This window comes from Ensifer sp. NPDC090286 (assembly GCF_044769565.1).
Taxonomy (GTDB): domain Bacteria; phylum Pseudomonadota; class Alphaproteobacteria; order Rhizobiales; family Rhizobiaceae; genus Ensifer.
In genome coordinates, this window is sequence record NZ_JBIVYF010000005.1 from 529,947 (window position 1) to 552,512 (window position 22,566).

Annotated in this window: 23 protein-coding genes; 13 read left to right on the top strand and 10 right to left on the bottom strand. The window is 63.3% G+C overall.

Annotated features, from left to right (window positions below; translation table 11 throughout):
* Positions 1-40 precede the first annotated feature (40 nt).
* Positions 41-232, top strand: coding sequence for a hypothetical protein (locus ACIQUG_RS26605; protein WP_402325159.1), 192 nt, complete (start codon positions 41-43; stop codon positions 230-232).
* Between the two features lie 29 nt (positions 233-261).
* Here ACIQUG_RS26605 and ACIQUG_RS26610 read toward each other — a convergent pair whose 3' ends face one another.
* The 3 genes from ACIQUG_RS26610 to phnG are packed head-to-tail and all read right to left on the bottom strand — an operon-like array spanning position 262 to position 2,450.
* Positions 262-1,371, bottom strand: coding sequence for a carbon-phosphorus lyase complex subunit PhnI (locus ACIQUG_RS26610; RefSeq protein WP_402325160.1), 1,110 nt, complete (start codon positions 1,369-1,371; stop codon positions 262-264).
* Between the two features lie 3 nt (positions 1,372-1,374).
* Positions 1,375-1,983 carry a phosphonate C-P lyase system protein PhnH gene (gene phnH / locus ACIQUG_RS26615; RefSeq protein ID WP_402325161.1) on the bottom strand — a complete coding sequence of 203 codons (609 nt, stop codon included), beginning with the start codon at positions 1,981-1,983 and terminating at the stop codon, positions 1,375-1,377.
* The gene (phnG, locus tag ACIQUG_RS26620; protein WP_402325211.1) at positions 1,983-2,450 is read right to left on the bottom strand and encodes a phosphonate C-P lyase system protein PhnG; all 468 of its coding nucleotides are present in this window, start codon (positions 2,448-2,450) and stop codon (positions 1,983-1,985) included. Before phnG ends, phnH begins: the two co-directional genes overlap by 1 nt.
* An 84-nt stretch (positions 2,451-2,534) precedes the next feature.
* Here phnG and phnF point away from each other — a divergent pair, with 84 nt between their 5' ends.
* The 3 genes from phnF (at position 2,535) to ACIQUG_RS26635 (ending at position 4,969) form a co-directional block, all read left to right on the top strand.
* On the top strand, positions 2,535-3,290 hold the full coding sequence (phnF, locus tag ACIQUG_RS26625) for a phosphonate metabolism transcriptional regulator PhnF (RefSeq protein ID WP_402325162.1): 756 nt from the start codon (positions 2,535-2,537) through the stop codon (positions 3,288-3,290).
* Positions 3,291-3,451: 161 nt separating this feature from the next.
* Positions 3,452-4,309, top strand: coding sequence for a selenium-binding protein SBP56-related protein (locus ACIQUG_RS26630; RefSeq protein ID WP_402325163.1), 858 nt, complete (start codon positions 3,452-3,454; stop codon positions 4,307-4,309).
* A gap of 33 nt (positions 4,310-4,342) precedes the next feature.
* Positions 4,343-4,969, top strand: coding sequence for a hypothetical protein (locus tag ACIQUG_RS26635; protein ID WP_402325164.1), 627 nt, complete (start codon positions 4,343-4,345; stop codon positions 4,967-4,969).
* Between the two features lie 16 nt (positions 4,970-4,985).
* Here ACIQUG_RS26635 and ACIQUG_RS26640 read toward each other — a convergent pair whose 3' ends face one another.
* Together ACIQUG_RS26640 and ACIQUG_RS26645 are read right to left on the bottom strand one after the other, a co-directional pair.
* On the bottom strand, positions 4,986-5,678 hold the full coding sequence (locus tag ACIQUG_RS26640) for a glutathione S-transferase family protein (protein ID WP_402325165.1): 693 nt from the start codon (positions 5,676-5,678) through the stop codon (positions 4,986-4,988).
* 93 nt (positions 5,679-5,771) lie between these two features.
* Positions 5,772-6,362 carry a VOC family protein gene (locus ACIQUG_RS26645; protein WP_402325166.1) on the bottom strand — a complete coding sequence of 197 codons (591 nt, stop codon included), beginning with the start codon at positions 6,360-6,362 and terminating at the stop codon, positions 5,772-5,774.
* A gap of 264 nt (positions 6,363-6,626) precedes the next feature.
* Between ACIQUG_RS26645 and ACIQUG_RS26650 the strand changes: the two genes are divergently transcribed.
* The 5 genes from ACIQUG_RS26650 to ACIQUG_RS26670 all read left to right on the top strand — a co-directional run bounded on the left by ACIQUG_RS26650 (position 6,627) and on the right by ACIQUG_RS26670 (position 10,018).
* Positions 6,627-7,067, top strand: a complete 441-nt coding sequence (locus tag ACIQUG_RS26650; protein ID WP_402325167.1) for a hypothetical protein — start codon at positions 6,627-6,629, stop codon at positions 7,065-7,067.
* A 101-nt stretch (positions 7,068-7,168) separates the two neighbouring features.
* The gene (locus ACIQUG_RS26655) at positions 7,169-8,173 is read left to right on the top strand and encodes a GNAT family N-acetyltransferase (protein ID WP_402325168.1); all 1,005 of its coding nucleotides are present in this window, start codon (positions 7,169-7,171) and stop codon (positions 8,171-8,173) included.
* A gap of 104 nt (positions 8,174-8,277) precedes the next feature.
* A complete protein-coding gene (locus ACIQUG_RS26660; protein ID WP_402325169.1) occupies positions 8,278-8,877 on the top strand; it encodes a hypothetical protein in 600 nt (199 codons plus the stop codon).
* A complete protein-coding gene (locus ACIQUG_RS26665; protein ID WP_402325170.1) occupies positions 8,877-9,467 on the top strand; it encodes a hypothetical protein in 591 nt (196 codons plus the stop codon). Before ACIQUG_RS26660 ends, ACIQUG_RS26665 begins: the two co-directional genes overlap by 1 nt.
* 11 nt (positions 9,468-9,478) lie before the next feature.
* Positions 9,479-10,018 carry a hypothetical protein gene (locus tag ACIQUG_RS26670; RefSeq protein WP_402325171.1) on the top strand — a complete coding sequence of 180 codons (540 nt, stop codon included), beginning with the start codon at positions 9,479-9,481 and terminating at the stop codon, positions 10,016-10,018.
* Here the strand turns inward: ACIQUG_RS26670 and ACIQUG_RS26675 are convergent.
* The 5 genes from ACIQUG_RS26675 to ACIQUG_RS26695 are packed head-to-tail and all read right to left on the bottom strand — an operon-like array spanning position 9,999 to position 17,383.
* Positions 9,999-11,321: a hypothetical protein gene (locus ACIQUG_RS26675; protein ID WP_402325172.1), complete on the bottom strand. Its 1,323-nt coding sequence runs from the start codon at positions 11,319-11,321 to the stop codon at positions 9,999-10,001. The genes ACIQUG_RS26670 and ACIQUG_RS26675 overlap by 20 nt on opposite strands.
* 12 nt (positions 11,322-11,333) lie before the next feature.
* Entirely contained in the window at positions 11,334-13,472 is a 2,139-nt protein-coding gene (gene scpA, locus ACIQUG_RS26680) for a methylmalonyl-CoA mutase (protein WP_402325173.1), read from the bottom strand.
* Between the two features lie 40 nt (positions 13,473-13,512).
* Positions 13,513-15,516: an acetyl-CoA carboxylase biotin carboxylase subunit gene (locus ACIQUG_RS26685; protein ID WP_402325174.1), complete on the bottom strand. Its 2,004-nt coding sequence runs from the start codon at positions 15,514-15,516 to the stop codon at positions 13,513-13,515.
* Positions 15,517-15,548: 32 nt separating this feature from the next.
* Entirely contained in the window at positions 15,549-15,839 is a 291-nt protein-coding gene (locus tag ACIQUG_RS26690; RefSeq protein ID WP_402325175.1) for a hypothetical protein, read from the bottom strand.
* A gap of 11 nt (positions 15,840-15,850) precedes the next feature.
* Positions 15,851-17,383 carry an acyl-CoA carboxylase subunit beta gene (locus ACIQUG_RS26695; protein WP_402325177.1) on the bottom strand — a complete coding sequence of 511 codons (1,533 nt, stop codon included), beginning with the start codon at positions 17,381-17,383 and terminating at the stop codon, positions 15,851-15,853.
* A 158-nt stretch (positions 17,384-17,541) separates the two neighbouring features.
* Between ACIQUG_RS26695 and ACIQUG_RS26700 the strand changes: the two genes are divergently transcribed.
* From ACIQUG_RS26700 to mmsB, 4 genes are all read left to right on the top strand, one after another.
* Positions 17,542-18,960 carry a short-chain fatty acyl-CoA regulator family protein gene (locus ACIQUG_RS26700; protein WP_402325178.1) on the top strand — a complete coding sequence of 473 codons (1,419 nt, stop codon included), beginning with the start codon at positions 17,542-17,544 and terminating at the stop codon, positions 18,958-18,960.
* 197 nt (positions 18,961-19,157) lie between these two features.
* On the top strand, positions 19,158-20,300 hold the full coding sequence (locus ACIQUG_RS26705) for an isobutyryl-CoA dehydrogenase (protein WP_402325180.1): 1,143 nt from the start codon (positions 19,158-19,160) through the stop codon (positions 20,298-20,300).
* A 23-nt stretch (positions 20,301-20,323) separates the two neighbouring features.
* On the top strand, positions 20,324-21,382 hold the full coding sequence (locus ACIQUG_RS26710; protein WP_402325181.1) for an enoyl-CoA hydratase/isomerase family protein: 1,059 nt from the start codon (positions 20,324-20,326) through the stop codon (positions 21,380-21,382).
* Between the two features lie 58 nt (positions 21,383-21,440).
* Positions 21,441-22,337 carry a 3-hydroxyisobutyrate dehydrogenase gene (mmsB, locus tag ACIQUG_RS26715; protein WP_402325182.1) on the top strand — a complete coding sequence of 299 codons (897 nt, stop codon included), beginning with the start codon at positions 21,441-21,443 and terminating at the stop codon, positions 22,335-22,337.
* The last annotated feature ends 229 nt before the right edge of the window (positions 22,338-22,566 follow it).

The window sequence follows — 22,566 nt, forward strand, 5'->3', positions numbered from 1 at the left end:
GATTACCCTTGAGTGTGTCGACCGCTGATGGGGCCAGGATGTGAGCGAGATAGTCGTCGGGGTGGTTGCGATCGTCGCGGCGGCGCTGGCAGTCCTCTATTGGGCCGCCCGCAACGCCCGCCGTGAGCCCGATACCAGGCCGCGCAAGGACGACGGTTCCGGTTACGTCGGTGCTGGAGGCGATGCCGGCGACAGCGGCGATTGCGGCGGTGGAGACGGCGGCGGCGACTGAACCTCTGTCGCCGATGGAGGCGTGAGCGATCATTCGGCCGCCTCCCGCTGTTCCTTCGACGCCTCGCCCGAATTCGCGGCGTCGTAGTCGCGACGCATGCGGCGGACGAGGTCGAGTTCAGCCTGGAAGTCGACATAGTGCGGCAACTTCAGGTGCTCGACGAAGCCGGTCGCCTGGACGTTGTCGGCGTGCGAGATGACGAATTCCTGGTCCTGTGCTGGCGCAACGATGTCCTCGTTGAACTCGTCGGTCCGGAGCGCCCGGTCGACCAGCGACATCGACATCGCCTTGCGTTCGCTCTGGCCGAAGACGAGGCCGTAACCGCGGGTGAACTGTGGTGGCTGCTTGGCCGAGCCCATGAACTGGTTGACCATCTGGCACTCGGTGACGCTGATCGAACCGACCGAGACGGCAAAGCCGAGTTCCGGCAGGTCGAGTTCTACTTCCACTTCGCCAATGCGGACTTCGCCGACGAAGGGATGGGTGCGGCCGTAGCCACGCTGGGTGGAATAGGCGAGGGCCAGCAGGAAGCCTTCGTCACCGCGGGCGAGTGCCTGCAGGCGGAGGTCCCGCGCCATTGGAAACTCCATCGGCTCGCGGGTGAGGTCGCCCATGACGTGGCCTTCGGGCATTTGGCCGTCACCCTCGATCAGGCCTTCACCGTCGAGAATGTCGGAGACGCGCATCACGTGTTCGCCGGGTTCCTTGACCGCCGGTTCTTCGACCGCCTCGTCAGCGATGAGCGACGGGTCGAGCAGGCGGTGGGTGTAGTCGAAGGTCGGGCCGAGGAGCTGGCCGCCAGGCAGATCCTTGTAGGTCGCCGAAACGCGGCGCTCGACCTTCATGTTGGCGGTGTCGACCGGCTCGGAATAACCGAAGCGCGGCAGCGTCGTGCGGTATGCGCGCAGGATGAAGATCGCTTCGATCATGTCGCCGCGCGCTTGGCGCACTGCGAGGGCTGCGAGCGCGCGGTCGTAGAGCGAGGCTTCCGCCATCACCCGGTCGACGGCAAGGCCGAGTTGCTCGACCACCTGGTCGATGGTGATCGAGGGAAGATTGCGGTCGCCGCGGCGGCGGTCGGCGAGAAGGCGGTGGGCATTGGCAATGGCGGCTTCCCCGCCCTTGACGGCTACATACATGGCTCACGCCTCCTTGAGCGAAAGACGGGTGGTGCGTGGCAGGCAGAGAAGCTGATCTCCCGCCGTCAGCACGAGATCGACGCCGCGCGGAAAAATCGCGCGATTGGCCGTCCAGAATTCAAGAAAGACGTCCGGCAGCCCCTTCACCGCAACGTCCGTCACGTCCTTGATACCGGGGCCCTTGGCGGTCAGCACCGGGCCGCCGGTCAGCGCCTCGACTTCGATGACGAGCGTCGTCGAGCGGTCCGGATATTCCTGCGTTCCGAGCGAGAACTGGTCGAAGCCGGGGAAGGCTGCGCCCTTTTCGATGAAGGCAAATCGCGCGTCGGTCTTGCTGGTGGTAAGCGGAGCACCCGTGTGGAAGGCGATCCACTGCGGAACGGCCGATTTGGAAAGCGCCGGCGTCAGCCAGACGGGCGTGTCATGGTCGCACAAGGTCAGCGCCACGGCGCCGGCGGCCGCAGCGAGCGGAGCGGGGGGCGTGCTCGTCGCCTCGATGCGCTTGATCGTGCCCGGGCGGGCAAAGCCATCCATCAGGTCGCGGAACACGGACTGGGCTGCAAAGACCGGATCGGCAAAGGCGCCGGCGTAAATCTGCGATTGGCTGGCCATCAGTCGTCTCCCCGGACCATGGTGAAAAAGTCGACGCGGGTGGCCGCGGTCTCCTCGGCCTTGCGGCGTTCTTCCTGGGCAAGCCGGTCAGCCACGCGGCCAAGCAGGGCATCGACGCCGACCCTGTCGCCGTCACGTTGGGCAAGGGCGTCGAAGATGGCCGCGAGCCGCGCGCGCTGCCGGTCCGTGCCGAGCAACTGCCCGTGGCCGATCTCGCCAGCCGAAAGGCGGATTGTGGCACGCGAAACAGTGGCTTCGCCGAGATTGAAGGCGTCGCCGCCGCCACCGATGCGGCCGCGCACCATGACAAGGCCGGTTTCAGGACCGCGGACCGGATGAACGTCCGGCTTGTCGGCAAGCGCTTCCCAGGCGGCGTTGAGCTCGTCGAGGGTTGCGCGGGCGAGCAGCCCCATGGCCTTCTTGCGCGCCGGATCCGGCGGGCTTTCCTGTTTCAGCTTCGCATCCATCATCTTCACCTCAAATGTCTATTGATCTAGACAACTGTACATCTTATACTTTTCCATAACTTCCGCAAATGACAGGCTTGTGACATGCCGACGCGAAAAGATCCGGCGACGAGAAAAGTGGTGGAGCGCCAGACGGGGGTCGCTCTATGGCGGCAGATCGCCGACCGGATCCGCCTGGCCATCAGCAATGGCGACTATGATGCGACCGGCATGGTGCCGCCGGAAACGACACTGGCCGGCGAGTTCGGCGTCAACCGGCACACGGTCAGAAGTGCGCTGGCGGCGCTTGCCGAAGAGGGGCTGGTGCGCGCCATGCAGGGGCGCGGTACGATGATTGAGCGCAAGGAGCGGGTGAGTTACCCGATCTCCAAGCGCACCCGATTCTCGCAAGGCCTTGGCCAGCAGGTGAAGGAGATCGACTCGCGCTTGCTCGGCCATTCCGAGCTGCCGGCAAATGGCGAGATCGCAAAGGCGCTCGGCATTTCGCCGGGTGACGTGGTAATCGAGCTCAGGACCGTCAGCAGCGGCGACGGTCGGCCGCTCTCGGTGTCCTCCAGCTACTACCCGGCTTGCCGCTTTCCCCGCATGGCCGAAGAGTTCGAGCGGCTGCATTCCGTCACCAAGGTCTTCGCCAGCCACGGCCTTCACGACTATGTGCGCGAGTCGACCGAGATCGTTGCCCGCCATGCGGATGCGGAGGAGCTTTCGATGCTGAAGCTTTCCCCCGGTGCGATTGTGCTGGAGGCGCAATCGCTCAATGCCGATCTTGACGGCAGGCCCGTGGAATATTCGCGCAGTCGGTTTGCGGCCGATCGCATGAAGCTTCGCATCGAGACATAGGGCGACGCGCCGGGGAGAGCGCCAGCCCTTCGGGCTGCGCACAGCCTCGGATACTCCAAAGCGAAATGAGGCAGAGGGCCGCATTTCCGACGCGTTTTTGCCGCATGACCGGAGGCAGCATCAGGAACCGCGCATTTAAGAATTCTCGAGGGGAGAATGTAATGGCGACGTGGCGACCCGATCCTTCCTTCTATCCATCACCGCGCATGGCGGCCAAGGCTCCAAAGGAAACGCTCGCCTATGTGGCGGCGTTCGATCCGGATCGAAAACGGCCGGACGCGATCGCGGTCGTCGATGTCGATCCGGCGTCCTCAACCTATTCGCAAATCGTCGGCCAGGTCGAGATGCCGAATGTCGGCGACGAACTGCACCATTTCGGCTGGAACGCCTGTTCTTCCTGCCTGTGTCCCAACGCGCCGCACCCGCATGTCGAGCGTCGTTATCTGGTGGTGCCGGGTTTGCGCTCCTCGCGTCTCCACATCATCGACACCAAGCCCGACCCGCGCAATCCGAAGATCGTCCGGGTGATCGAGCCCGCGGAAATTGCCGAGAAGGCGAACTATTCACGGCTGCACACCACCCATTGCGGGCCCGAAGGCATCTATGTCAACGCGCTTGCGGATCGCGATGGAAAGGCGCCCGGCGGCATCTTCCTGCTCGACCACCAGAGCTTCGACGTGCTTGGGCAATGGGAAATGGATCGCGGCCCGCAGAAGCTCGCCTATGATTTCTGGTGGCACCTCGGCCACGACACGATGATAACAAGCGAATGGCCGCAGATGGTCGAGATCAGCCGCGACGGCAAGCGGGTCTATTTCACCAATTCGCTCTATGGCGCCATCGACCCGCAGTTCTATCCCGAAGGCATCGACGGATGGATGGTCAAGCTCGATGTCGCCGATGGTGGCGGGATCGCGTTCGACGAGCGCTTCTTTGTGGATTGGCCAAAGGGCCACCGACCGCATCAGGTTCGCCTCGAAGGCGGCGACTGCTCGTCCGATTCCTATTGTTATCCGTGAGGAGGGAGCTGTGGTGCAGCCCGGTCACGGCGAATGACGGCGGTCTGGCCATGGCTCTCGCTCGCCGGCCTCGGCGCCTTTCACGGCCTCAATCCGGCGATGGGCTGGTTGTTTGCCGTGGCACTCGGGCTTCACCGGCAAAGCAGCCGGGTCGTCTGGCTGTCCCTGGCACCCATTGCGGTCGGTCACGCGATCTCGGTCGCGACCGTGCTGGCGGTGGTCGCAGCATTCGGCTCGGTGCTCGATCCGAACACGTTCAGGATCGCTGCGGCCTTGCTCATTCTCGGTGCCGCCGGCTACACCGCCGTTTATGGCCATCGCCATCGCGTCCGGATCGGGATGCGGACTGGCATGGCGGGACTTGCGCTCTGGTCCTTCCTGATGGCGACGAGCCACGGGGCCGGCCTCATGCTGGTGCCGGCGGTGCTCAGTCTCTGTCTTGCAGGTCACGCAGGCGACCTGGCGATGGCAAGTTCGCTGCCGATCTCGCTCGCGGCCGTCGCGGTGCATAGCATCGCGATGTTGACGGTGACCGCCGCGCTGGCGCTTGCCGTCTTCTCCTGGTTCGATCTTGCGGTCCTGCGTTCGGCCTGGATCAATTTCGATCGTCTTTGGTCGCTCGCACTCGGGGCAACCGGCGTCGTTCTTCTCATCCAATGAAGCGCAAGGCAGCCGCCTACTGACGCTGCGATTTCACATAGCCGATATAGCCACGGACATCGGCGGCGGGCTCGGCATAGGCAGGTCCGAGCGTTCGTTCGATATTCGCCACATAGGCCTTTGCCCAGTCCGGCAGGGCATAGTCGATCGCGGCCAGGAACTCGAGCGTTGCGGCGAGCCGGATATCGGCGATCGAAGGCTTGGCACCCCCGATGAACGGCTTGTCGCCGATGTAGAACGTCCGGAATACCTCAAGTGGTTCGGCGAGAGCTGCAACCGCCGCCTGCCGGGCGATCTCCTTCGTCGCCGCATCTGCATCGCTGCAGCCGACTTCGCCCGCGTAAAGGGGAAAGTTCAGCGCCGGATAGGTTGCGCGGGCGAGATAGGGATAGAACGTGCCGATCAAATAGAACATGGCGCTGTCGATCATCGCGCGTGCTTCTGGTTCCCTCGGGTAGAAGTCATCCAGCCCATGTTTGTTGCAGAGGTACTGCATGATCGCGCAGCTTTCCCAAAGCGCGCCTTTGGGCAGGTCCGCCGTCTCGATCATCGGTGTCAGATGCGAGGGCGCTCGGGCCAGATATTCGGGCGTGCGCGTCTGGCCGTAGACATCGTTTTCGTTGAAATCGAGATTGGCTGCCCTCAGAAACACGCGCGCCGTCATGTTGTTGACGCTGGGCTTGATGACGTTGAGCTGGATTGCGGACATGGCATTCCTCCCTTTTGAGCGCCATTCGGCAGGTGCCGCTCTTGCTTGAGCCACCTGCGCAAATCGAGCGGCCTTTCCCTGCGCCGACCGATGCTAGCGTCGGTCGTACGGGTCTTTTGCCAGGCTATCGGGCGAAAGCGTCGGTCGCGTGCGCTCGACCAGCGCCTCGATCGCATCGGCAAGGTGAACCTCGGCGATGTTGTAGTCGCCGCGAGCGACCCTCACCCTGTGGGCTTCCATCAGCACCTCGGCGTGGCTGTGGCCCGCAGGCGGTTCGAAGCGATAGGACGCCAATTCGACCAGCAATCCAAGCGGATCCTCGAAGTAGATCGAATCCATAAAGCCGCGATCCTTGACGCCGCTGTGCCGGATCTTTCGCTCGTCGAGCCGCTCCACGGCCTGGTTGAATGTCGCGCGCGAAACGGCAAAGGCTATGTGGTGCACGCAGCCCATGTCGGTCGGGGTGCGCTCGGGATCTGGCGTACGGTTCTCGTCGGTAAAGACCGTGATCAGGCGGCCATCGCCCGGATCGAAGTAGAGGTGGCTTTCGCTCGCCCGGTCTAGGTTCGGTTGCTCGAAAATGAAGGGCATGCCGAGCAACCCTTCCCAGAAATCGATCGACGTCTGCCGGTCGGCCCCGACAAGCGTGATGTGGTGAACGCCTTGCGATTGCAGTTTGCGCATAGCCGGCCTCTCCGGTTCGGCGGGCAATGTGGGCCGAATGGCTTCTGGCCCCGCTTTCTACCGCATGCAATTGTCGCCCGTCGCGGGCAGAAGGCAAGCGCCAATCACGGGGGAATTGGCGGGCGGCGAACGTCTTGTGGCCGGGCAATGCACAGCTTTGAGCCCACCTGATCTTGACCGCCTTCGATTTGGTTGTTTTTCTTGTGCGTCGCAATCAAAGAATGTGTCGCGTTTTGTCTGTCGGTCAGCGACGAGGAGGGAAGCATGAAGATCCTGTACAAGGCCGGCGTCGCCGGTCTGTTGCTTCTTTCGGCTGCCGCTCCCGTCAGGGCTGATGGTGATGCGTTTGTCGGACAGTGGCGGCAACTGACCTCCACGGCCGGGCAGTGCGACAAGTGCTATATCGGCATCGTCCGTCACGGCGACCTTTTGACCGTCAGCAGCAACAACGGCTGGCAGGCCGTGGCGAACGTCGAGCGTTTTGCCGACCTGCCGCTTGCCGCAGGCAAGGGACAGTGGCAGCCAACCGTTTCCGGCGCCTATGGCGGCAAAAGCTTCGGCATCCAGTTCGTTCGGCGTGGCGGGCAACTGCAGATGTTCATGGTGGTATCGCGGGGTGACGGGTCGCCCATGTCCATTCGCGCGACTTTCGAGAAGAGGCCCCCTGTCTCCGACGAGGGGCAGCAGCAGATTCACCGCATCTGATCCATTTCGCCGGTCACCGACCGGCGGCTCTCCTCAAAAGCCGGCAAAGCCTTCATCGTTCGACGACGGGCAACCGCCACTGGTGCCCGAGGCCGCGGCGAGTGCAGCCCCATGTTTCAGAAGGTCTCTTTCGACAAGACCCTGCACTGCTGAGCCGTGCCTGCAGAGGATATCCAACGATGCACAGTTTGAAGCTCAGGCCGATCCGCAGCGCGGATCTGCCCTTGCTGGAGGCGCGGCTCCAGCGCGAATTCGACAACCCTGACAGCGGCACGGCCTATCCGAGATGCAAGACGGCGGGGGAGCTCATCGCCGAGTTCAAGCTCTACGGTTTGGACTGGCGAAGGGAACTGAGAATCCTTGAAGCGGCGGATGGAAGGGCGGTCGCCGCCTTTGGCCTTCTCTATAGCCCCGAGGATCTCGGGAGTAGGACGATGATAAATCGCAGCGAGGCTGCGGTTGCCGTTGGACCCTATCGTTTCGACGAAGCGGCCGTCGCGACCGAGGACGTGCTCGCTTTTATGGAGCGGCTGGCAGGCCGGCGTTTTGGCTTCCTCAGGCTCTGCGTCAGCGCTGCAAATCTCGACCTGCGCGAAATTGCCCTCAACCGAGGCTGGATGGAGGGGCGCGAAAATCTGGAAATGGGTTGGGTTGCCGAGGGTCAACCGAAGTCAGAAGGTCGTGACGCTTGGACCGTGCAAAGACTGACTGGCCGTGACGATCCTCGCTTGCCTCAGCTTGCGGCTTTGTTCGCAGACCATTTTCAATGGGATGACGACTGCGCCGGTCGGTTGCGGGAATATCTGGCGGAAGGGTATCACGCCGGATATGTGCACGATGACAACGCCGTTCTCGGTGCGGCGGTCTGGCTGAAGGTCGCGGATACGGATTTCGGGCGGCTAGAGTACTTGGCCGTTGCGCCCGAAGCGCGCCGTCGGCAGATCGGGACCTCGCTTGTCCGGGCGACGTTGGACGATTTGCGATCCGCAGGGTGCAGCGAGGTTTTTCTCTGCATGGGTCCGTCGGCAACGGCCGCTCGTGCGGTCTACGTGGCGCAGGGCTTCGTTCCAACGCTCCGATATTCCACATTCGAGCTTTCCTTCTGAGATCGCTTTCGTCGCAGAAACCGTCTTCGGTACGCGTGTTTTGATTTCCGGGGCAAACTTTCCTATCTTCCGGTTGCAACATCTGCAGGGTGGATGGAGGACATATGCCGATCGTACGGCGATCGAAGATCAGGCAGCGCCTGCTGATCATGCTTGTCACCGGCATCGGCGGCATGGCGGCGGCTGCGATTTCCTTTGCTTCGGCGGTTTATGATGCAGCCAATCCGGTTCCCGTCCCGGTCATCGGCAAAGGCCAGGCGGTCGATACGGGCCGCTGGCAAGTGACCATCAACGGCGCCCAGATGTCGTCCCTGCCGCCGACCGGCACGAAACCGTTCGAACCGAAGCGGTTCCTGCTGGTGGATCTCGAAGTCGACAACCGGTCCGTCGCCACCAGCAACGGCTTCATGAACCTGATCACGATCCAGGATGACGCCGCTCCGCTGCACCCAAAGCCCACCTATTACCTGGCGCGGGACAAATGGATCGCCAGTGCGATCAATCCGAACATGCCGGAAAGACTGGTCGCGGCCTGGGAGTGGCCGGCGGACCGCCCGGAACCGCAGACGCTTTCGCTGGCGATCGGAAAACAGATCTACAAGCCGCGCGACAATCTCTATGGCGCGCCGAATTGGTTCGATGACGGTGCGGCTGCGGTCGTCGAATTGCCGGTCACGCAGGCCTCGGAGACGACGGAGCAATGATGTCGGCTTTCCGTACGCTGCTGCTTTGCGGCCTTGCGTTCGCCGCGCTTTATACGATGCGAAACAGCACGCCCGGCTACGGCGACATCACCGCGCCGATCGCCATTCACGGTGCTGTCGGCGAGCGGGCGGAAACGCGCGACTTCGCCTTCGGCGCGGCCAATGTGCATCTGGCGCGCCAGCTCAAGGTCGAAAGTTTCGGGCGGGTCAAGGACTACTCCACATCAGGTGTCTGGCTGCTCATCGAGGGCGCGGCCGTTGCCAAGACGGAAACGATGACGTTGATGTCTGCGGAGTGGCTGGCGGGCAATGGCCTGCGCTATGCGCTGAGCCAGCGGTTTTCGACCGTGCCGGGCTATCTGCCGACGGAGCGGCTCGAGCCCGGCCTGCCGAGGCCGGTGCTGCTTGCCTTCGAGCTTCCCGAGGCGGCCGTCGACAAGGGCACGCTGCTCGTGGCACGCAGTCGTGTGTCGCCGCTCGCCGAGGAATTGTCCATTGCGCTCGGCGACAAGAAACCGGCCGAGATCAAGCCGACCGTCACCATTGCGCGCAGCGGCAGCGGCGCGCCCTGGACGCTGGCCGCGCGCTGAGGGAGGCAGTCATGAGCGAGAAACGCACCTTCTGGACCTGCCTGCTGGCGCTGATTGTCGCGCTGCCGCTCGCTTTCGTCGCCCGCGCATGGGACAGCCTTCTTGAGAGCCAATGGCTCGCCGGCGGCAGTGCGGAAATCGTCGTCGAAGATGAGGCAGCGCAGGCCTTCGCCGGCGGGCAATGGAAACTTATGGATATGCGGCGCCTGCCTCGCACCGACGACGCACGCGTTATTCTCGCCGAATTCGAGGCATCGGCCACCGATCTCGCCGCTTTGTCGAAGGGCGCCTGCCGCGTCCGGCTGATCGACGGCAAAGGACGTCAGTTCGAACCGGTCACCCTGACCGAGCCGATCGTGCGAAAGATGTATCCGGAAGTGGCCGAGCGTCCGCGCTGCAGTGTCCTGGCCTTTGCCGATGCCAAGGCCGGCACGGCCGTCCGCATGGCCGAGAGCTTCATCGTGCCGGCGGAGGCGCGGGACCTTTCGCTGCGGATCGAATATCCAGGCGCCAGTGACGAGACGCTGGTGTTCAAGTGGACGCGTAGTTGATCTCTGCCTTATCGGCCTGACGGGAAACGGCATGTTCGAGCATCGCCGCCAAAAGGGTGATGCGCAGGGCATCGAGCACGATGCCGCCGTTGAGATCGCTGGGACTGCCGATGAAAAGGCTCAAGGCATTGAAAACGAGCCGCCAGCTTGCAAGATCAACCACGTCGAGCGTCCGTGTGGCCGCATACCAGGTCCAGGCGCCGAGCCAGGAAATGGCATTGTAGGCGACGATGAAAGCGAATAGTGCCGCCAGTCCCGAGCCGAGCGTCAGCTTCAGGCAGGTCCAGATCGGCGCATAACGGGAGCGATAATCGCTGACGAAGTGGTCGAGAAAATCGGCGACCCATTTGCGCAGCGTGCGGGCGCGGCGCGGCTTTGCTGATGCTGGGCGGGTGCGCTGTGTTGCGCTCGAAAGCTCGTAGCCGTTGATGATGGCCGCCATGACCAGCCAGATGACCGGAAGGAGCGCATAGAAGAACAGGCCTGTCGCCTCGCTGCTCCAGTCAGGCTTTCTCAGTTCCACCGGCACGAAGGTCTCGGCGGCGTACGCCATGCCGGTGAAGGCGAAGCCGTTCATGCTCAAAAGCTTGCCGGCGCCAAGCCAGGTGATCACCTGGTCCTTCCAGACCGACAGGCCGTAGAGACCGATGAAGATCCAGCTGGCATCTGCAGCCACGATCAGCAGTCGCCAGAGGGGCGCTTCGCTCCGCTTGCTCATGCGTTTTGCGCCCCAGCGCAACAGCCAGCAGAGCGCGATCGACACGAGAACGCCGCGCGATCCCAGAATATCGAAGAAGTTGGCTTTTTCGCCGAAAGCCACGGCAGCAAGTGCTGATCGCGAATATTCGCGCACGGTATCGCCGAGAAACCCCCAGGCGGCGTAGTAGGCAAAGAACGGCAGCATGGCAGCGGCGGTGACGGCGAGTAGCCTGCGCTCGGCCTTCGGCGCCTTTGTCTCAACAGGCGCCGCCGCTGGTTGCTGGCGGAGCGCTTCGAGTGCCGGCAAGCCCGGCCGAAGGACCATGAACATCAGCACGATGACGACGAGCTTCGCCAGCACGACGAGGGAGAGCGTGACCATGCCACCGAGCGGATGCTGCATCCCGATCCAGACCGCTGCCCGCATCAGGAGGTCGTGCGCGATGGCGCCGCAGGCGCCGATCAGCAGGAGCTGCGGCCAGAAGCGGGCGACAAGGCGCGCCATCAGGGCAAAGGGTCCGAACACTTCGGTGACCGACGTCATGGCGACACCATAGTTGCGTCGGCCGGTAACGACAACCGCTTGGGGCGAACGGAGAGACAATGCCCTCCGGCATCAGATGTTGCGGCGCTTGCCTTCGATCAGGTCGAGCACGGCGCGGGCCGCGTCGAGCACGTTGGTGCCGGGACCGAAGACGGCCGAGACACCATTCTCCATGAGGTAGTCATAGTCCTGGCGCGGGATGACGCCGCCGCAGATGACGATGACATCCTCGCCGCCGCGCTTCTTCAGCGCTTCGGCCAATTGCGGCATCAGCGTCTTGTGGCCGGCAGCAAGCGAAGAGACGCCGATGACATTGACCTTGCTCGCAAGCGCCATGTCGGCGGCTTCCTCCGGCGTCTGGAACAGCGGCCCGGCAAGCACGTCGAAGCCGATGTCGCCAAAGGCCGACGCGATCACCTTGGCGCCGCGATCGTGGCCGTCCTGGCCGAGCTTGGCGACCATGATCTTCGGCTTGCGGCCGAGCTTGGCCGAAACCTCGTCGAGGCGTCCGGAGAGCACTTCGAGTTCCGGCTCGCCCTCATAGGCTTTGCCGTAGATCTTGCTGACGACCTTGGGCGTTGCGGCATGGTCGCCAAAGGCGCCGCGCATCGCATCGGAGATTTCGCCGACGGTCGCACGCGCCCGTGCCGCTTCGACGGCGGCGGCAAGCAGGTTGCCTTCGCCGCTCAATGCGACCTTTGAAACAACGGCAAGGGTCTCTTTCACCTTCGCGCTGTCGCGCCGCCGCTTGGTCTCCTCGATGCGGCGGATCTGTGCGGCGCGCACGGCGCTGTTGTCGATTTCCAGAATGTCGATCGGCTCTTCGTTGTCGAGGCGGTACTTGTTGACCCCGACGATGATTTCCTCGCCCTTGTCGACGGCTGCCTGGCGGCGCGTTGCCGCCTCCTCGATCAGTCGCTTCGGCAGGCCGGCATTGACCGCACGGGTCATGCCGCCCATCGCTTCGACCTCCTCGATCAGCGCCCAGGCCTTTTCGGCGAGTTCATTGGTCAGGCTTTCGACATAGTAGGAACCGGCGAGCGGATCGACGACCTTGGTGACACCGGTCTCGTGTTGCAGGATCAGCTGCGTGTTGCGGGCGATGCGCGCGGAAAACTCCGTCGGCAGCGCGATCGCTTCATCGAAGGAATTGGTATGAAGCGATTGCGTGCCGCCAAGGGCCGCCGACATCGCCTCAAACGCGGTGCGGATGATGTTGTTGTAGGGATCCTGCTCCTGCAGCGAGACGCCCGATGTCTGGCAATGGGTCCTGAGCATCAGCGATGACGGCTTCTTCGGCTCGAATTCCTGCATGATCCGGGTCCAGAGCAGGCGCGCCGCCCGAAGCTTCGCCGCCTCCATGAAGAAGTTCATCCCGATCGCAAAGAAGAAGGAAAGCCGGCCGGCGAATTCATCGACGTTCAGCCCCTTGGCAAGGGCGGCGCGCACATATTCGCGCCCGTCGGCGAGCGTGAAGGCAAGCTCCTGCACCAGCGTCGCACCCGCCTCCTGCATGTGGTAGCCGGAGATCGAGATCGAATTGAACTTCGGCATCTCCTTTGCCGTATACTCGATGATATCGGCGACGATGCGCATCGACGGTTCCGGCGGGTAGATATAGGTGTTGCGGACCATGAACTCCTTGAGGATGTCGTTCTGGATCGTGCCTGAGAGCTTGTCGCGCGACACGCCCTGTTCCTCGCCGGCGACGATGAAGGAGGCCAGAATCGGGATCACCGCGCCGTTCATGGTCATCGACACCGACATCTCCTCGAGCGGAATGCCGTCGAACAGGATCTTCATGTCCTCGACCGAGTCGATCGCAACCCCCGCCTTGCCGACATCGCCTTCGACGCGCGGATGGTCGCTGTCATAGCCGCGATGGGTCGCGAGATCGAAGGCAACCGAGAGGCCCTTCTGTCCGGCCGCGAGGTTCTTGCGGTAGAAGGCGTTGGACGCTTCGGCCGTGGAGAAACCGGCATATTGGCGGATCGTCCAGGGGCGGCCGGCATACATGGTGGCGCGCGGGCCGCGCACGAACGGCTCGAAGCCCGGTAGTGACGCGAGATGATCGATGCCGTCGAGGTCATCAGCCGTATAGAGCGGTTTCACCGCGATGCCTTCGGGCGTCTGCCAGGTGAGGCTTTCCGGCGCGGCCTTCAGTTCGCGCTCGGCGAGCGTTTCCCAGTCCTTGATGGTTTTGTCGGTCATCGGATGTTCTCCCGGGTGATGGCGTCGACGGTGCTCGCCATCATTCGAATTCCATGATCAGTTCGTCGACCGCGAGGCTGGCGCCGGCGGCGACCGCCACGCGCTTGACCACGGCCTTCTTTTCGGCGCGCAGGATGTTCTCCATCTTCATCGCTTCAACCACGGCAAGCGCCTGTCCGGCCTCGACCGTATCGCCGGCCTTGACCGTGACCGAGGTAATCACACCCGGCATCGGGCAGAGCAGCATGCGCGACGTATCCGGCGGCAGCTTCTTCGGCATCAGCCGCGCCAGTTCGGCGACCCGCGGGCTTCGGACGTGCGTGACGACGTCGATGCCGCGCCAGCGGAGCCGGATGGCAGTTCCGACCAGATCGACTTTGACGCTCAGGGGTTCATTGTCGATGTTGAAGGTGGCAAGGGTGCGGCCGGGTGCCCAGTCTCCGGCGATGGTAACCGAACTGCCATCGGCAAATCGGACGAAGGCGCCGTCGGCGGATGACCCTGCCGTTACCGCGAAGGCGTGATCGCCAAGGGTGACCACCCAGTCATGGCCGAGGACGCGCCGGTGATTGCCAATCGTGCCGGAAATCTGGCTCGCGCGCTCCTGCAGCGCCTGATTGACCGAAACCGCGACGGCGGCAAGCTTGCGCAGTGCCGGTGCTTCCGCCGCAACGCCATGGAAGCCGTCGGCGAATTCTTCCGCGATGTAGGCGGTCGTCAGCCGGCCCTCTCTAAAACGCTGCTGCTGCATGACGGCCGACAGGAACGGTAGGTTATGGCCAATGCCTTCGACCTCGAACTGATCGAGCGCGTCGGCCATGGCCTCGACTGCCGTCTGCCGGTCCGGTCCCCAGGTGCAGAGCTTGGCGATCATCGGGTCGTAGAACATTGAGATCTCGCCGCCCTCGAAGACGCCGGTGTCGTTGCGCGTCACAGTGCCGTTGTCGCTTGTGCCCTCGACCGGGGGACGATAGCGCGTCAGCCGGCCGATTGACGGAAGGAAGTTGCGATAGGGATCTTCGGCATAGAGCCGGCTTTCGATCGCCCAGCCGTTGAGCTTCACGTCGTCCTGGCCGAAGGCGAGTTTTTCGCCGGCGGCAACCCGGATCATCTGCTCGACGAGATCGAGCCCGGTGATCAGTTCGGTCACCGGATGTTCCACCTGCAGGCGGGTGTTCATTTCGAGGAAGTAGAAGTTGCGCTTGCCGTCGACGATGAATTCCACGGTGCCGGCCGAGTGGTAGCCGACGGCCTTGGCAAGCGCGACCGCCTGCTCACCCATGGCCTTGCGGGTCTCGGCGTCGAGGAAGGGCGAGGGCGCCTCTTCGATGACCTTCTGGTTGCGACGCTGGATCGAGCATTCGCGCTCGCCGAGGTAGAGCGTATTGTCGTGCTTGTCACCGAGCACCTGGATTTCGATATGGCGCGGCTCGGTTACGAATTTTTCGATGAAGATGCGATCGTCGCCAAAGGCGTTCTTCGCCTCGTTCTTCGAGGACTGGAAGCCTTCGCGCGCCTCCTGGTCGTTCCAGGCTATGCGCATGCCCTTGCCGCCGCCGCCGGCGGACGCCTTGATCATCACGGGATAGCCGATCGAACCGGCGATCCGGACCGCCTCGTCGGCATCTTCGATCAGGCCCATGTGGCCAGGCACCGTGGAGACACCCGCTTCGGCCGCGAGCTTCTTCGAGGTGATCTTGTCGCCCATCGCCTGGATCGCGCCAACCGGCGGACCGATGAAGGCAACGCCTTCCTTTTCCAGCGCTTGCGCAAAGGCGGCGTTTTCCGAGAGAAAGCCATAGCCCGGATGAACGGCATCGGCGCCGGTCTTGCGGATAGCATCGATGATCTTATCGATGACGATGTAGGACTGCGCCGAGGGCGACGGGCCGATATGCACGGCCTCGTCGGCCATGCGCACATGCATCGCATCGCGGTCGGCGTCGGAATAGACCGCGACCGTCGCGATGCCGAGCTTCTTTGCGGTCTTGATGACGCGGCAGGCGATTTCACCACGGTTGGCGATAAGGATTTTCTTGAACATCTGTTTCTCTTTCAAATCCTGAGGGCTGCGCGTCAGCGTTTGAACTTGCGGCGATAGGGCAAAAGCGCGATCGACGATGCGGCGGCCGCACCGCCGAAGAGCAGCGCGAAGGGCACGACGACCATGAGGGTGGCAAGCACCGGGCTCGTCGAGCGGATGATGTGGGTCCCGACCGCGCCGATGTTGAGCCAGATGAGAACGCCGGCCGTTATGGCCCCGATCGCCACGCCGATTAGCGCATTGGCCGTCATGTAGCGCAGCATCTGCCAGTGGTCGCGCCGAGCCTCTTCCGGCGTCATCACGCGTTCCGGCTCCCGTTCCATCGTCGCCTCCATCAGAGCGGAATCGTGTCGTGCTTGCGCCAGCGGACATCCACCTGCTTGTTGCGCAAGGATGCAAAGGCCCGGGCGATGCGGCGGCGCGATGAATGCGGCATGATCACTTCGTCGATGAAACCACGCTCTGCCGCCACGAACGGATTGGCGAAGCGCTCCTCGTATTCCTTCGTGCGCGCCGCGATCTTCTCGGCGTCGCCGAGCTCCGAGCGATAGAGGATTTCGGTCGCGCCCTTGGCGCCCATCACGGCAATCTCGGCGGTGGGCCAGGCATAATTGACATCGGCGCCGATGTGCTTGGAAGCCATGACGTCATAGGCGCCGCCATAGGCTTTCCGCGTGATCAGCGTCACCATCGGCACGGTCGCCTGGCTGTAGGCAAACAGCAGTTTGGCGCCGTGCTTGATGACGCCGCCATATTCCTGCGCGGTGCCGGGCAGGAAGCCGGGCACGTCGACCAGCGTCAGGATCGGGATCGAGAAGGCATCGCAGAAGCGCACGAACCGGGCGGCCTTGCGCGAGCTGTCGATATCGAGGCAACCGGCAAGCACCATCGGCTGGTTGGCAACAACACCGACCGTCTGGCCTTCCATGCGGATGAAGCCGGTGATGATGTTCTTGGCGAAGCTCTGCTGCAACTCGAAGAAATCGCCTTCGTCGGCAAGCGCCAGGATCAACTCCTTCATGTCGTAGGGCTTGGTGGCGCTATCGGGGATGAGGCTGTCCAAACGCATTTCGAGCCGCGCCGGGTCATCATGGAAGGGACGAACCGGCGGCTTCTCGCGGTTGTTGAGCGGCAGGAAATCGAAGAGCAGGCGCACATGCTCAAGCGTTTCGATATCATTCTCGTAGGCCGCGTCGGCGACGGAGGACTTTTTCGTGTGCGTGCCCGCGCCGCCGAGCTCTTCGGCCGTGACGATCTCGTTGGTCACGGTCTTTACGACGTCGGGCCCGGTCACGAACATGTAGGACGAGTCACGCACCATGAAGATGAAGTCGGTCATGGCAGGCGAATAGACGGCGCCGCCGGCGCAGGGGCCCATGATGACCGAGATCTGCGGGATGACGCCCGAGGCCTCGGCATTGCGGCGGAAGACCTCGGCGTAACCAGCCAGCGACGCCACGCCTTCCTGAATGCGGGCGCCACCGCTATCGTTGAGGCCGATGACCGGCGCGCCGTTGCGCACGGCCATATCCATGATCTTGCAGATCTTCTGCGCATGGGTTTCCGACAGCGAACCGCCGAGCACCGTGAAGTCCTGGGAAAAGACATAGACCTGGCGGCCGTTGATCGTGCCCCAACCGGTGACGACGCCGTCGCCAGCGACCTTCTGGCCTTCCATGCCGAAGTCGACGCAGCGGTGCGTGACATACATGTCGTATTCTTCAAACGAGCCTTCATCGAGCAAGACCTCGATGCGTTCGCGCGCCGTCAGCTTGCCCTTGCCGTGCTGGGCGTCGATCCGCCGCTGGCCGCCGCCGGCTCTTGCTTCCGCCCGGCGGGCTTCGACCTGTTCTAGTATGGCGCGCATGGTGCCCTCCCGATTTTTTTGATGCCCGGCTTTTTCAATGATTGTGCAGAGGCGCTTCGACCTTCGCAATAGCGTCGAAGGTTGGATGGAAAAACGTCCCTTCATGTGCAAATGTGAAATAGAGAAATTTGTGAAACGTAAATTGCAAAGTTGCAAACATGGCGATCGGCAAGCTCTATATCGGCCGTAAGGTCCGGGAAATGCGGGAAGCAAACAAGGCGACACAGGGCCAGTTCGCTGAACGCATCGGCATTTCCACCAGCTATCTCAATCAGATCGAGAACAACCAGCGTCCGGTTTCGGCCGCGGTTCTGCTGGCGCTCGCCGAAAAATTCCAGATCGATATTGCCGAACTCTCGACCGGAGAGGGCGATCGCCTGCTTTCGGCGCTTTCGGAGGCGCTGAGCGACCCCCTGTTCGAGACCTATTCGGCCAGCCTGCAGGAGCTGAAGCTCGTCGCCCAGAACGCGCCGGGACTGGCGCATGCGCTGATCACCTGCCACCAGGCCTATCGCCGCAACAGCGAACAGTTGGCAAGCATCGACGACACCATCGGCCGCGGCGGGCCTTTCGTCGAAACCACGCCTTATGAGGAGGTGCGCGACTTCTTCCATTTCGTCGACAACTACATCCACGAGATCGATGTGCTCGCGGAGCGGCTGGCGGGCGAACTTGGGCTCGGCGAGGGCGACAATCATGCGGCACTGGCAAGCCACCTGGAGCAGCGCCATGGCGTTCGCGTGGTGCGCGGTGCCGCCGGTGACGAGGCCATCCGTCGCTTCGATCCGCGTGCCCGTATCCTGACGCTCAATCCATACGCGCCGCCGGCGACGCGCGACTTTCAGATCGCCCTGCAGATCGCTCAGCTTCATGCCCGCGAGGAGATCGACCGGGTGGCCGGCAGCGCCGGTTTCCGCACCGAAGAGGCCTATGAGATCTGTCGCATCGGCCTGCAGAACTATTTCGCCGGTGCACTGATCCTGCCCTACCAGGCATTCTCAAGGGCCGCCCGCGACCTGAGACACGATATCGAGCTGCTCGCCGCCCGCTTCGGCGCCTCATTGGAGCAGGTCTGCCATCGGCTCTCGACCCTGCAGCGGCCGGGGCAGAAGGGCATCCCGATCTTCTTTGCCCGCATCGACCGCGCCGGCAACATCACCAAGCGCCACAGCGCCGCCAAGCTGCAATTCGCGCGCTTCGGTGCCGCCTGTCCGCTCTGGAACGTGCATCAGGCATTCGAGACGCCGGGCCGGATCATCCGGCAACTGGCGGAGACGCCTGATGGCGTTCGCTACCTCTGTCTCGCCACCCAGATCACCAAGGGTGGCGGCGGTTTCCGCGCCGCGCAGCCGCGTTATGCGCTGGCGCTCGGCTGCGAGGTCTCCTACGCCGACGCCTTCGTCTATGCCGACGACATGGACCTCGGCAACCGTGCCGCCTTCGACCCGATCGGCATTTCCTGCCGCATCTGCGAACGGACGAAATGCGCGAGCCGCGCCGTACCGCCCTTGAAGCGTCGCCTGATCGTGGATCATGACTTACGTGGCGCTCTGCCGTATCGTCTAAGCGAGAGTTGATCGGGGCTGCCTGTTCATTTTTGAACAGACCCTGTGAGAAGTTGCATCTGGGCCTGGCGCAAAGTTGGTGTAACTAGGCCTCAATTGCCTGCAGCGACGCGCGTCCTCTGAGACGCTTAAAGGTCGCTGTAGCGCTCTGAGTTGCTGCAGGTTTAAAGGAAATCTGCAGCCGGTATGCGGTCAGGGAGGACATGCATATGGATTTTCGCCTGTCGGAGGAACAGGAGGCCATTCGTCAGATGGCGCTCGATTTCGCCCGCGACGAGATCGCCCCTCACGCGATCGATTGGGATCAGCAGAAGCATTTTCCGGTCGACACGCTGCGCGGGGCCGCGGCGCTCGGCATGGCCGGCATCTACGTCCGTGACGATGTCGGCGGCACGGGCCTGACGCGGCTCGATGCTGCAATCATCATAGAGGCGCTGGCGACCGGCTGCCCGGCCGTCGCCTCCTTCATGTCGATCCACAACATGTGCGCCGGCATGATCGACCGCTACGGTAGCGACGAACAGCGCCAGCGGCTGCTGCCGAAGCTTTTGACGATGGATGTGCTCGCGAGCTACTGCCTGACCGAGCCCGGGTCCGGTTCGGACGCCGCGGCGCTGAAGACCAAGGCGGTCAAGGACGGCACTGATTATGTCCTGACGGGCCAGAAGCAGTTCATTTCCGGTGCCGGCGAATCGGGCCTCTATGTGATCATGGCCAGAACTGGCGAGGACGGCCCCAAGGGCATCTCGACCTTCATCGTCGAGAAGGATGCGCCCGGCCTGACCTTCGGTGCCAACGAGAAGAAGATGGGCTGGCACGTGCAGCCGACCCGTGCCGTCATGCTCGACGGCGTGCGCGTGCCCGCTGAAAATCGCCTCGGCGGCGAAGGCGACGGCTTCAAGATCGCCATGGGCGGGCTCGATGGTGGTCGCTTGAACATCGCCGCCGCCTCGCTTGGCGGTGCGCAGTCCGCCTTCGAAAAGGCGCTGGCCTACGTTCAGGAGCGTCGCGCCTTCGGCAAGGCAATCGGCGAATTCCAGGCGCTGCAGTTCCGCCTCGCCGATATGGCGACCGATCTCGAAATCGCCCGCACCTTCCTCTGGCGCGCCGCCTCGGCGCTCGATGCCGGCGAACCGGAAGCGACGAAACTCTGCGCCATGGCCAAGCGCTTCGTCACCGACCGCTGCTTCGCCGTCGCCAACGATGCGCTGCAGCTTCATGGCGGCTACGGTTATCTCGCAGATTATGGCGTCGAGAAGATTGTCAGGGACCTCCGGGTGCACCAGATCCTTGAGGGCACCAACGAGATCATGCGCCTCATCGTTGCGCGTTCGCTTATCGGCCGGAAATAGGCCAGAAACGGGAAAGACCGCTCATGGAAATGCAGACGCCAGCACCAGAAGTGATCGTCGAGCGCCAGGGCGCGATCGGTCGGATCCGGTTGAACCGTACGCGCGCGCTCAACAGCCTCAACGTGCCGATGATCCGGTTGATCGCCGAAGCGCTGACCGCATTCGAAAACGACCCGGCAGTGGCCGTCGTGCTTGTGACCGGTGAGGGCGAGCGTGGGCTCTGCGCCGGCGGCGATATCCGCATGATCTATGAAAGCGGCCGCGAGCGTCCGGAGGAGGGTGCCCAGTTCTGGCGCGAGGAGTTCGTCGTCAACAGCCGGATCTCCAGCTACCGCAAGCCTTACATCGCCATCATGGACGGCATCGTCATGGGCGGCGGCGTCGGGATTTCCGCTCATGGTAGCCACCGCATCGTCACCGAGCGCACCCGGCTTGCCATGCCCGAAACCGGCATCGGCTATTTCCCCGATGTCGGCGCCACCTGGCTGCTGCCGAAGGCGCCGGGCGAGTTCGGCACCTATCTCGGGCTCACCGGCCGGGATATCGTTGCGGCAGATGCGATCCATGCGCGGCTCGCGGACAGTTTTGTCGCTGCGGACAGGCTGGAAGCACTGATCGTTGACCTCACCGCACTTGCGCCGATCGCAGGCAGCGCGGATGTCGATGGCGTGATTGCCAAGCATGCTTCGCAAGTGCCGGCAACGCCGCTTCAAGGCCATCTTGCCCTGATCGACCATTGCTTTGCCTTCGATACGATCGAAGAAATCCTCGCGGCGCTCGAAGCCGATGGTTCCGATTTCGCCAGGGAAACGCTTGCGCTCCTGAACTCCCGTTCCGCGCTCAGCATGAAGCTGACGCTCGATCTCCTGCGCGCCGGCCGCCGCAGCGCATCGCTGAACGAATGCCTGGAGCGGGAGTATTCCGCGACGCTCGGCATGCTCGGCAATCCAGACTTTTACGAAGGCGTGCGCGCCGCGGTGATCGACAAGGACCGCAATCCGAAATGGTCGGTTGGGCTCTCCGATGTCACGCCGGCCCTGCTGACGCGCTTCGACGGGAAGGATCATCCACCACTGTTCTAGCGCCTGAGGACGGGGCGCGGTTCGGCTTCGGCCGAGTTTCAATGCGAGGAGGAATGCCATGACGAAGATCGCCTTTATCGGGCTCGGCAATATGGGCGGTCCGATGGCCGCCAATCTGGTGAAGGCGGGCCATGCGGTCGCGGGCTTCGACCTGTCGGAGGCCTCGCGCAACGCCGCGGCGAAGACCGGCGTTTCCGTCGCCGGCTCGATTGCACATGCGGTGCGCGGCGCCGAATGCGTCATCACCATGCTCCCGGCCGGCGCCCATGTCCTCTACGTCTGGGACGAGCTTCTCGGTTTCGTCGATCCGGGCACGCTGCTGATCGACAGTTCGACGATCGACGTCGATAGCGCCCGCAAGGCGCATGCGCTCTCGGAAAAGATCGGCTGCCCCTCGCTAGACGCGCCGGTTTCCGGTGGCACCGGCGGTGCTTCGGCCGGCACTTTGACCTTCATGGTCGGCGGTAGCGACGAGGCTTTTTCGCGCGGCAAGCCGCTGCTCGACGCCATGGGCAAGAAGATCGTCCATTGCGGCGGTGTCGGTGCGGGGCAGGCGGCAAAGATCTGCAACAACATGATCCTCGGCATTTCCATGGCCGGTGTCTGTGAGGCTTTCGTGCTGGCGGAGCGTCTCGGCCTGTCGCACCAGGCGCTGTTCGACGTGGCGTCGACATCGTCCGGCCAGTGCTGGTCGCTGACGACCTATTGCCCGGTGCCGGGTCCGGTTCCGACCTCGCCCGCCAACAACGAGTATAAGCCGGGCTTTGCCGCAAGCCTGATGCTGAAGGACCTGAAGCTGTCGCAGCAGGCGGCGAGTGCCGCTGGAGCGACGACGCCGATGGGCGCACAGGCGGCGCAGCTCTATTCGATGTTCGAGAAGCTCGGTCATGGCGGTGAAGACTTTTCGGCTCTGATCCGTCTGCTGCGGGGCAACGACGAGGCGAAGGCCGGTTGACCCACCTTTGCCGGCGGTTTTCCGCCCGTTTACCCGGGCGGAAAGTGGCCGTTGCTGCTTGTGGATAGAAATACCGTTTGTTTTCAATGTGTTGTTAGAATTATGTCGGGTCCATGAAAATCCCTGTTGACGTGTTCGGGGATGGGGGTCTATAAGCCCGATCACTGACGAGGGCGGCGGCGCTGCTGGCGACGACGACCTTCGCTCTAGAGTTTCCTGGATTGGCTGA

Bases quoted from the DNA above. Each gene is read 5' to 3' on its own strand.
- ACIQUG_RS26610 (WP_402325160.1), bottom strand. From the start codon at position 1,371: ATGTATGTAGCCGTCAAGGGCGGGGAAGCCGCCATTGCCAATGCCCAC.
- phnH (WP_402325161.1), bottom strand. From the start codon at position 1,983: ATGGCCAGCCAATCGCAGATTTACGCCGGCGCCTTTGCCGATCCGGTC.
- phnG (WP_402325211.1), bottom strand. From the start codon at position 2,450: ATGGATGCGAAGCTGAAACAGGAAAGCCCGCCGGATCCGGCGCGCAAG.
- phnF (WP_402325162.1), top strand. From the start codon at position 2,535: ATGCCGACGCGAAAAGATCCGGCGACGAGAAAAGTGGTGGAGCGCCAG.
- ACIQUG_RS26630 (WP_402325163.1), top strand. From the start codon at position 3,452: ATGGCGACGTGGCGACCCGATCCTTCCTTCTATCCATCACCGCGCATG.
- ACIQUG_RS26635 (WP_402325164.1), top strand. From the start codon at position 4,343: ATGACGGCGGTCTGGCCATGGCTCTCGCTCGCCGGCCTCGGCGCCTTT.
- ACIQUG_RS26640 (WP_402325165.1), bottom strand. From the start codon at position 5,678: ATGTCCGCAATCCAGCTCAACGTCATCAAGCCCAGCGTCAACAACATG.
- ACIQUG_RS26645 (WP_402325166.1), bottom strand. From the start codon at position 6,362: ATGCGCAAACTGCAATCGCAAGGCGTTCACCACATCACGCTTGTCGGG.
- ACIQUG_RS26650 (WP_402325167.1), top strand. From the start codon at position 6,627: ATGAAGATCCTGTACAAGGCCGGCGTCGCCGGTCTGTTGCTTCTTTCG.
- ACIQUG_RS26660 (WP_402325169.1), top strand. From the start codon at position 8,278: ATGCCGATCGTACGGCGATCGAAGATCAGGCAGCGCCTGCTGATCATG.
- ACIQUG_RS26665 (WP_402325170.1), top strand. From the start codon at position 8,877: ATGTCGGCTTTCCGTACGCTGCTGCTTTGCGGCCTTGCGTTCGCCGCG.
- ACIQUG_RS26670 (WP_402325171.1), top strand. From the start codon at position 9,479: ATGAGCGAGAAACGCACCTTCTGGACCTGCCTGCTGGCGCTGATTGTC.
- scpA (WP_402325173.1), bottom strand. From the start codon at position 13,472: ATGACCGACAAAACCATCAAGGACTGGGAAACGCTCGCCGAGCGCGAA.
- ACIQUG_RS26685 (WP_402325174.1), bottom strand. From the start codon at position 15,516: ATGTTCAAGAAAATCCTTATCGCCAACCGTGGTGAAATCGCCTGCCGC.
- ACIQUG_RS26690 (WP_402325175.1), bottom strand. From the start codon at position 15,839: ATGGAACGGGAGCCGGAACGCGTGATGACGCCGGAAGAGGCTCGGCGC.
- ACIQUG_RS26695 (WP_402325177.1), bottom strand. From the start codon at position 17,383: ATGCGCGCCATACTAGAACAGGTCGAAGCCCGCCGGGCGGAAGCAAGA.
- ACIQUG_RS26700 (WP_402325178.1), top strand. From the start codon at position 17,542: ATGGCGATCGGCAAGCTCTATATCGGCCGTAAGGTCCGGGAAATGCGG.
- ACIQUG_RS26705 (WP_402325180.1), top strand. From the start codon at position 19,158: ATGGATTTTCGCCTGTCGGAGGAACAGGAGGCCATTCGTCAGATGGCG.
- ACIQUG_RS26710 (WP_402325181.1), top strand. From the start codon at position 20,324: ATGGAAATGCAGACGCCAGCACCAGAAGTGATCGTCGAGCGCCAGGGC.
- mmsB (WP_402325182.1), top strand. From the start codon at position 21,441: ATGACGAAGATCGCCTTTATCGGGCTCGGCAATATGGGCGGTCCGATG.